The following is a 6,747-nucleotide window of genomic DNA, read 5'->3' on the forward strand; positions in this document are numbered from 1 at the left end:
AAGTCCATTCGCGGGTACTTCTATGTTCGACACCCTCTCCATTCGCTTGAAAATCGTGCTGTTGTCCGGTCTGTGCCTGCTGGGGGTGATTGCCCTGGTGGTCGGCATGAACCTGTACCAGACCAACCAGAACGACGAACTCATCAGCGATTCAAGCTCGCGAATGCTCACCGACAGTGTGCAGAACCTGCTGCAGGCCAAGGCCGCCGAGCAAGCGGTGCAACTGCAAAAAACCTTCGGTGAAAGCCTGTTGGTGGTGACGGCCCTGGCCGACCAGATCAAGGACCTGCGCACTCTGGCCGCCAAGCGCTCGCTGGATGCCGGGGCCTTGCGTGAAGAACTCAACCACAGCCTGAAAACCGCCTTCGACCGCAACACCAAGGTGCTCGGCATCTGGCTGTCGTTCGAGCCCAACGCCCTCGATGGCAAAGACAGTGAATTCGTCAATGATGCCGCCCGTGTGTCCAACGAAAAAGGCCGCTTTTCCAGCTACTGGAGCCGCGCTGGCGGTGAAGGCCTGAACACCGTGATGGTCGAGGATGACCTGACCAAGACCACCCTCAACCTCAGCGGCACGCCCTACAACATCTGGTACACCTGCCCGCGGGACACAAAAAACACCTGCCTGCTGGACCCGTATGAAGACACCGTGGCCGGCAAGCCGGTGTTGATGACCACCATTTCCCTGCCCCTGCTGGTCGACGGCAAAGTGATCGGCGTGGTCGGTGTGGACCTCGCCCTCAACGCCCTGCAAGCGGCGACCGATGCGGCGCAAAAAGAACTGTTCAACGGCGCCGGAATTCTCGAAATACTGTCCGGTAACGGCTTGATCGCCGGCTACAGCGGCGAGCCGGCCAAAGTCGGCAAAAACCTGGTGGACACCCTCGGTGCCGAAGGCAAAGAGATCGTGCAACTGCTGGCCAGCGATACCCGCAAGATCCGCGAGGAAGACGGCACGATTCGCGCCGTGTACCCGGTCAAACCGATTGCCGACGCCAAATCCTGGGGCGTGGTGATCAAACTGCCCAAACAAGTGCTGCTGGCAGACTCGCTCAAACTCCAGGCGGTGCTCGACAAGGCTCAGGCCAGTGGCACCGTCAAGGCGTTGCTGGTAGGCGCAGCCGCCGGGCTGCTGGGCCTGTTGCTGATCTGGCTGACCGCCACCGGCGTGACCCGGCCGATCAACAGCGTGGCCGCCATGCTCAAGGAAATCGCCAGCGGCGACGGCGATCTCACCCAGCGCCTGGCCTACGGTAAAAAAGATGAACTGGGGGAACTGGTGAACTGGTTCAACCGCTTCCTCGACAAGCTGCAGCCGACCATCGCGCAGATCAAGCAAAGCATCACCGAAGCCCGTGGCACCGCCGACCAGTCCTCGGCAATCGCGCGCCAGACCAGCGAAGGCATGCAGGTGCAGTTCCGTGAGATCGACCAGGTGGCCACCGCCTCGAATGAAATGAGCGCCACCGCCCACGACGTGGCCAACAGCGCCTCCAACGCCGCCAGCGCGGCCCGCGGCGCCGACCAGTCAGCCCGTGAAGGCATGCAGATTATTGAACGCAGCACCCGCGACATCACCACCCTGGCCGAAGAAGTCAGCAAGGCCGTGACCGAAGTCGAAGCCCTGGCGGTGAACAGCGAGCAGATCGGTTCGGTACTGGAAGTGATCCGCAGCATTGCCGAACAGACCAACCTGCTGGCCCTGAACGCTGCGATTGAAGCGGCGCGAGCCGGGGAAAGCGGGCGCGGTTTTGCGGTGGTGGCCGACGAGGTGCGCAACCTGGCCAAGCGTACCCAGGACTCGGTGGAGGAGATTCGCCTGGTGATCGAACGCATCCAGACTGGCACCCGTGGAGTGGTGGCGACCATGCATTCGAGCCAGACCCAGGCGCAGAACAACGCCGGGCAGATTCATCAGGCGGTGCAGGCCCTGGGCAAGATCAGCGATGCAGTAACGGTGATCAGCGACATGAACCTGCAAATCGCCAGCGCTGCCGAGCAGCAGAGTGCGGTGGCCGAAGAGGTCAACCGCAATGTCTCGGCAATCCGCACGGTGACCGAAACCCTGACTGGCCAGGCCACCGAATCGGCGGCCATCAGCAGCCAGCTCAATGCCCTGGCCAGCCAGCAGATGAAGCTGATGGATCAGTTTCGGGTTTGACCCGGGCTTGAAGCCAGTAAGCACCCAATGTGGGAGCGGGCTTGCTCGCGAATACGGTGGATCAGTCGGTACATGTATTGACTGACACACCGCATTCGCGAGCAAGCCCGCTCCCACACAAGCCCGTCCACATTTAGAATCGCGGTGCCTTATTGACCCGTCCAGGCTGCCACAAACGGCGCCAGGTCTTCTTTCGGCGCGGTACGCGGCGGGTTTTGTGGGGTGCCCAGGTAGAGGAAACCAATCACTTCCTCATCCGCCTTCAGCCCGAGGCCTTTGGCGACATGGGCCGAGTACGACAACTCACCGGTGCGCCACACCGCGCCGATCCCCTGGGCGTACGCCGCCAGCAGAATCCCGTGAGCCGCACAGGCCGCCGCCAGCAGCTGCTCGGATTTTGGCACTTTGAAATGTTCTTGCAGGCGGGCAATCACCACCACCACCAACGGCGCCCGCAGCGGGCCGTTCTGCGCCTTGTCGATCGCGGCCTGGGGCGCGTCGGCGTCCTGCAGGCGGGCGGCTTCGGCCAGCAGGGTGCCCATGCGCTCACGTGCCGCACCCTCCACCGTCAGGAAGCGCCAAGGGCGCAGTTGGCCGTGGTCGGGCGCGCGCATGGCAGCGGCGAACAGCAGGTCGCGCTGCTCCTGGGTCGGTGCCGGGTCCAGCAGTCGCGGCACGGAAACACGGTTGAGCAAAGCGTCGAGAGCCTGCATTGGCCACCTCCAGAGAAAAATGTGCGGTCATTCTAGCGGGAATGAATCGGATACCACCAAACGATAATTGCTCTTATTCAATCCGCCCTGCCCTGTTAGACTTTGCGGCCTTATTTTCAGCCTACGTTCAGGAAGACTGATGTCCCGTTCGCCCCTTCGCCTGTCTGCACTGTTGATGGCCTTGAGCCTGAGTGCCTGCGATGACGCCCCGCGATTCACCAAGGCCGAGCCTGGTGAAGCGCGTGCCGGTGGCGCGACCACGGTGAGGAAGACCGACCAGAACGCCTTCTCCCTGCCCTCGGCCAACCTGTCGCCCACCCGGCGCCTGGACTTCAGCGTCGGCAACAGTTTCTTTCGCAGCCCCTGGGTGATTGCCCCGTCCACCACCACTGCCCGCGACGGGCTGGGGCCGCTGTTCAATACCAATGCCTGCCAGAACTGCCATATCAAGGATGGCCGTGGGCATCCGCCATTGCCCGATGCGCCCAACGCGGTGTCGATGCTGGTACGCCTGTCGATTCCCGATGCGCCGCCCTATGCGAAGGTCATCGAGCAACTGGGTGTAGTCCCCGAGCCGGTCTATGGTGGGCAATTGCAGGACATGGCCGTGCCCGGCGTCGCCCCGGAGGGCAAGGTGCGGGTCGACTACACACCGCTCGACGTCCGCTTCAAGGACGGCACCGTGGTCGAATTGCGCAAGCCTGCCCTGCAAATCACCCAGCTCGGTTATGGGCCGATGCACCCCGACACGCGCTTCTCGGCGCGGGTTGCACCGCCGATGATCGGCCTGGGGCTGCTCGAAGCGATCCCCGACGCCGACATCCTGCGCAACACCGACCCGAAAACCGCCGACAAGGAAGCCATTGTCGGGCGGGCGAATTGGGTCTGGGACGACGCGCAACACAAGACCGTACTCGGTCGATTTGGCTGGAAAGCCGGGCAACCGAACCTCAATCAACAAAATGTTCACGCGTTCTCTGGTGATATGGGCCTGACCACCTCCCTGAGACCGTTCGATGACTGCACCGATGCACAAGTGGCCTGCAAACAGGCGCCCAACGGCAATGGCCCGGATGGCGAGCCTGAGGTCAGCGACAACATCCTGCGCCTGGTGCTGTTCTACACCCGCAACCTGGCCGTCCCCGCCCGCCGCGACGTCAACGCACCGCAAGTGCTGGCCGGGAAAAACCTGTTCTACCAGGCCGGTTGCCAGGGCTGCCACACCCCGCAATTCACCACGGCGCCCACCGCCGCCGAACCTGAATTGGCTAACCAGGTGATTCGCCCCTACAGCGACTTGCTGCTGCACGACATGGGCGACGGCCTCGCCGACAACCGCAGCGAATTCAAAGCCAGTGGCCGCGACTGGCGCACGCCGCCGTTGTGGGGCATTGGCCTGACGCAAGCCGTCAGTGGCCACACCCAGTTCTTGCATGACGGCCGCGCCCGCAACCTGATGGAGGCCGTGCTGTGGCACGGCGGTGAAGCCCAGGCGGCGCAGCAGCATGTGTTGTCGTTCAATGCCGAGCAGCGCGCCGCGTTGCTGGCATTTCTGAATTCTTTATAAGCTTTGTCCTAATTACAGAAGGGAGCTCGACATGTTCCGTCCCAAGTTGTTGTTCACCAGCCTGGCCGCCCTCGCCCTCGGTGCGTGCTCGCCCCAGGATCCGCAAGCGGTGACCTCGGCGGCCATCGCCAAGCAAGTGATCCTGCCGACCTACAGCCGCTGGGTTGAAGCCGACCGCCAACTGGCCGTCAGCGCCCTGGCCTACTGCCAGGGCAAGGAAAGCCTGGAGACCGCCCGCGCCGACTTCCTGCACGCGCAAAAGGCCTGGGCCGAGTTGCAACCGCTGCTGATCGGCCCGCTGGCCGAGGGCAACCGCTCGTGGCAGGTGCAGTTCTGGCCGGACAAGAAAAACCTGGTGGGTCGTCAAGTCGAGCAACTGGTGACCGCCCAACCACAGATCGACGCCGCCACCCTGGCCAAATCCAGCGTCGTGGTGCAGGGCCTGTCGGCCTACGAATACATCCTCTACGACGCCAAGACCGATCTGGCGGACGAGACGCAAAAAGCCCGCTACTGCCCGTTGCTGGTAGCCATCGGCGAGCGCCAGAAACTGCTGGCCGAAGAGATCCTGTCGAGCTGGAACAGCACCGACGGCATGCTGGCGCAGATGACCAAGTTTCCTAACCAGCGCTACGCCGATTCCCACGAAGCCATCGCCGACCTGCTGCGGGTTCAAGTGACTGCGCTGGACACCCTGAAGAAAAAACTCGGCACCCCGATGGGCCGCCAGACCAAGGGCATCCCGCAACCGTTCCAGGCCGATGCGTGGCGCAGCCAGTCGTCCCTGCAAAGCCTGGAAGCCAGCCTGGCTGCCGCCCAGACCGTCTGGGTCGGCGTCGACAACAAAGGCCTGCGCGGCCTGTTGCCTGCCGATCAAAAGCCATTGGCTGACAAGATCGACGCCGCGTATGCCGCCTCCCTGAAACTCTTCGCCAGCAACCAGCGTACGCTGAATGAAATGCTGGCCGACGATGCCGGGCGCCAGCAACTCAACGATATCTACGACAGCCTCAACGTCGTCCACCGCCTGCACGAAGGCGAGCTGGCCAAGGCGCTGGGCATCCAACTGGGCTTTAACGCCAACGACGGTGACTGATGATGCTCAGGCGACAGGCTTTGGCCCTCGGCAGCGTGCTGCTCAGTGCGATCACTTTGGGCGGCTGGACGCTGTTCAAGCAGAAGGGCAAAAGCCCGCTGCTGCTCTCGGCGCGGGATGACAGTGATGGCAGGCACTACGCCGTCGGCTTTCGCCTGGACGGCAAGCAGGTATTTGCCACCGAGGTCGGCCAGCGCTGCCACGACATCATCAACCACCCGACGCTGCCGATTGCGCTGTTTGTCGCCCGCCGGCCGGGCACCGAGAGTTACCTGATCGACTTGCGGGACGGGGCGCTGCTGCAAACCATCACCTCCAAGGCCAATCGCCACTTTTACGGGCATGCGGTGGTGCACAAGGATGGCGAGTGGTTGTATGCCACAGAGAACGACACGTCTGACCCGGGTCGCGGTTTGCTGGGTGTGTACCGGTTCGAGGGTGAGCGGCTGGTGCACACCGGGGAGATTTCCACCCATGGCATCGGGCCGCACCAGGTGTCGTGGATGCCTGATGGCGAGACGCTGGTGGTGGCTAACGGCGGGATTCGCACTGAGGCTGAGAGCCGGGTGGAGATGAACCTGAATGCCATGGAGCCGAGCCTGGTCCTGATGAAGCGCGACGGGACGCTGTTGAGCAAGGAGACCCTGGGCCAGCAGATGAACAGTGTGCGGCATATGGGGATTGCCAGCGACGGGACGATCCTCGCGGGGCAGCAGTTCATGGGGGCGTCTCATGAGCGGTCGGAGTTGCTGGCGATCAAGCGACCGGGGCAGGCGTTTGTGGCGTTTCCGGTGGCGGATGAGCAGTTGCAGGCCATGGGGCACTACACGGCCAGTGTGGCGGTGCACAGCGAGTTGCGGCTGGTGGCGTTGACGGCGCCACGGGGGAATCGATTCTTTATCTGGAACATGGACAGCGCGCAGTTGCTGCTGGACGGGCCGTTGCCGGATTGTGCCGGGGTGGGTGCGGTGGCTGACGGGTTTGTGGTGACTTCCGGGCAGGGCCGTTGCCGGTTTTATGATTGCCGGCAGGTGCCGTTGGTGGGCAAGCCGCTGGAGTTGCCGGCGGGGCTTTGGGATAACCATCTGCATCTGGTTTGATTGGGGGGCATATCCGTTGCTGCGGTAACGGCGGCTTATGGTTCCGCTCTTACAGCGGCTCACTTTTGAAAAGCGCAAAAGTAAGCAAAACGCTCTTGCCCCACCACTCG

5 protein-coding genes and 1 pseudogene are annotated in these 6,747 nt (G+C 63.0%); 5 read left to right on the forward strand and 1 reads right to left on the reverse strand.

Annotation, left to right across the window (positions count from 1 at the left end; translation table 11 throughout):
• Window positions 1-163: 163 nt before the first annotated feature.
• Together HX815_RS31940 and HX815_RS31945 are read left to right on the forward strand one after the other, a co-directional pair.
• Window positions 164-1,303: pseudogene (locus tag HX815_RS31940) on the forward strand (HAMP domain-containing protein); the annotation flags it as partial.
• Window positions 1,304-1,405: 102 nt separating this feature from the next.
• Window positions 1,406-2,161, forward strand: coding sequence for a methyl-accepting chemotaxis protein (locus HX815_RS31945; RefSeq protein ID WP_371103562.1), 756 nt, complete (start codon window positions 1,406-1,408; stop codon window positions 2,159-2,161).
• A gap of 149 nt (window positions 2,162-2,310) precedes the next feature.
• Here HX815_RS31945 and HX815_RS17045 read toward each other — a convergent pair whose 3' ends face one another.
• Window positions 2,311-2,874, reverse strand: coding sequence for an NAD(P)H nitroreductase (locus HX815_RS17045; RefSeq protein ID WP_003214103.1), 564 nt, complete (start codon window positions 2,872-2,874; stop codon window positions 2,311-2,313).
• Window positions 2,875-3,013: 139 nt separating this feature from the next.
• Between HX815_RS17045 and HX815_RS17050 the strand changes: the two genes are divergently transcribed.
• The 3 genes from HX815_RS17050 to HX815_RS17060 are packed head-to-tail and all read left to right on the forward strand — an operon-like array spanning window position 3,014 to window position 6,637.
• Window positions 3,014-4,441: a di-heme oxidoredictase family protein gene (locus tag HX815_RS17050; RefSeq protein WP_177028617.1), complete on the forward strand. Its 1,428-nt coding sequence runs from the start codon at window positions 3,014-3,016 to the stop codon at window positions 4,439-4,441.
• Between the two features lie 31 nt (window positions 4,442-4,472).
• Window positions 4,473-5,537 (forward strand): imelysin family protein, encoded by a 1,065-nt coding sequence (locus HX815_RS17055; protein ID WP_102369806.1) that lies wholly within the window; start codon window positions 4,473-4,475, stop codon window positions 5,535-5,537.
• Window positions 5,538-5,539: 2 nt separating this feature from the next.
• The gene (locus HX815_RS17060; RefSeq protein ID WP_008435520.1) at window positions 5,540-6,637 is read left to right on the forward strand and encodes a DUF1513 domain-containing protein; all 1,098 of its coding nucleotides are present in this window, start codon (window positions 5,540-5,542) and stop codon (window positions 6,635-6,637) included.
• Window positions 6,638-6,747 lie beyond the last annotated feature (110 nt).

The sequence above is a fragment of the Pseudomonas sp. E6002 genome (genome assembly GCF_013385565.1).
GTDB lineage: Bacteria > Pseudomonadota > Gammaproteobacteria > Pseudomonadales > Pseudomonadaceae > Aquipseudomonas.

Bases quoted from the DNA above. Each gene is read 5' to 3' on its own strand.
- HX815_RS17060 (WP_008435520.1), top strand. From the start codon at position 5,540: ATGCTCAGGCGACAGGCTTTGGCCCTCGGCAGCGTGCTGCTCAGTGCG.
- HX815_RS17050 (WP_177028617.1), top strand. From the start codon at position 3,014: ATGTCCCGTTCGCCCCTTCGCCTGTCTGCACTGTTGATGGCCTTGAGC.
- HX815_RS31945 (WP_371103562.1), top strand. From the start codon at position 1,406: ATGCAGGTGCAGTTCCGTGAGATCGACCAGGTGGCCACCGCCTCGAAT.
- HX815_RS17045 (WP_003214103.1), bottom strand. From the start codon at position 2,874: ATGCAGGCTCTCGACGCTTTGCTCAACCGTGTTTCCGTGCCGCGACTG.
- HX815_RS17055 (WP_102369806.1), top strand. From the start codon at position 4,473: ATGTTCCGTCCCAAGTTGTTGTTCACCAGCCTGGCCGCCCTCGCCCTC.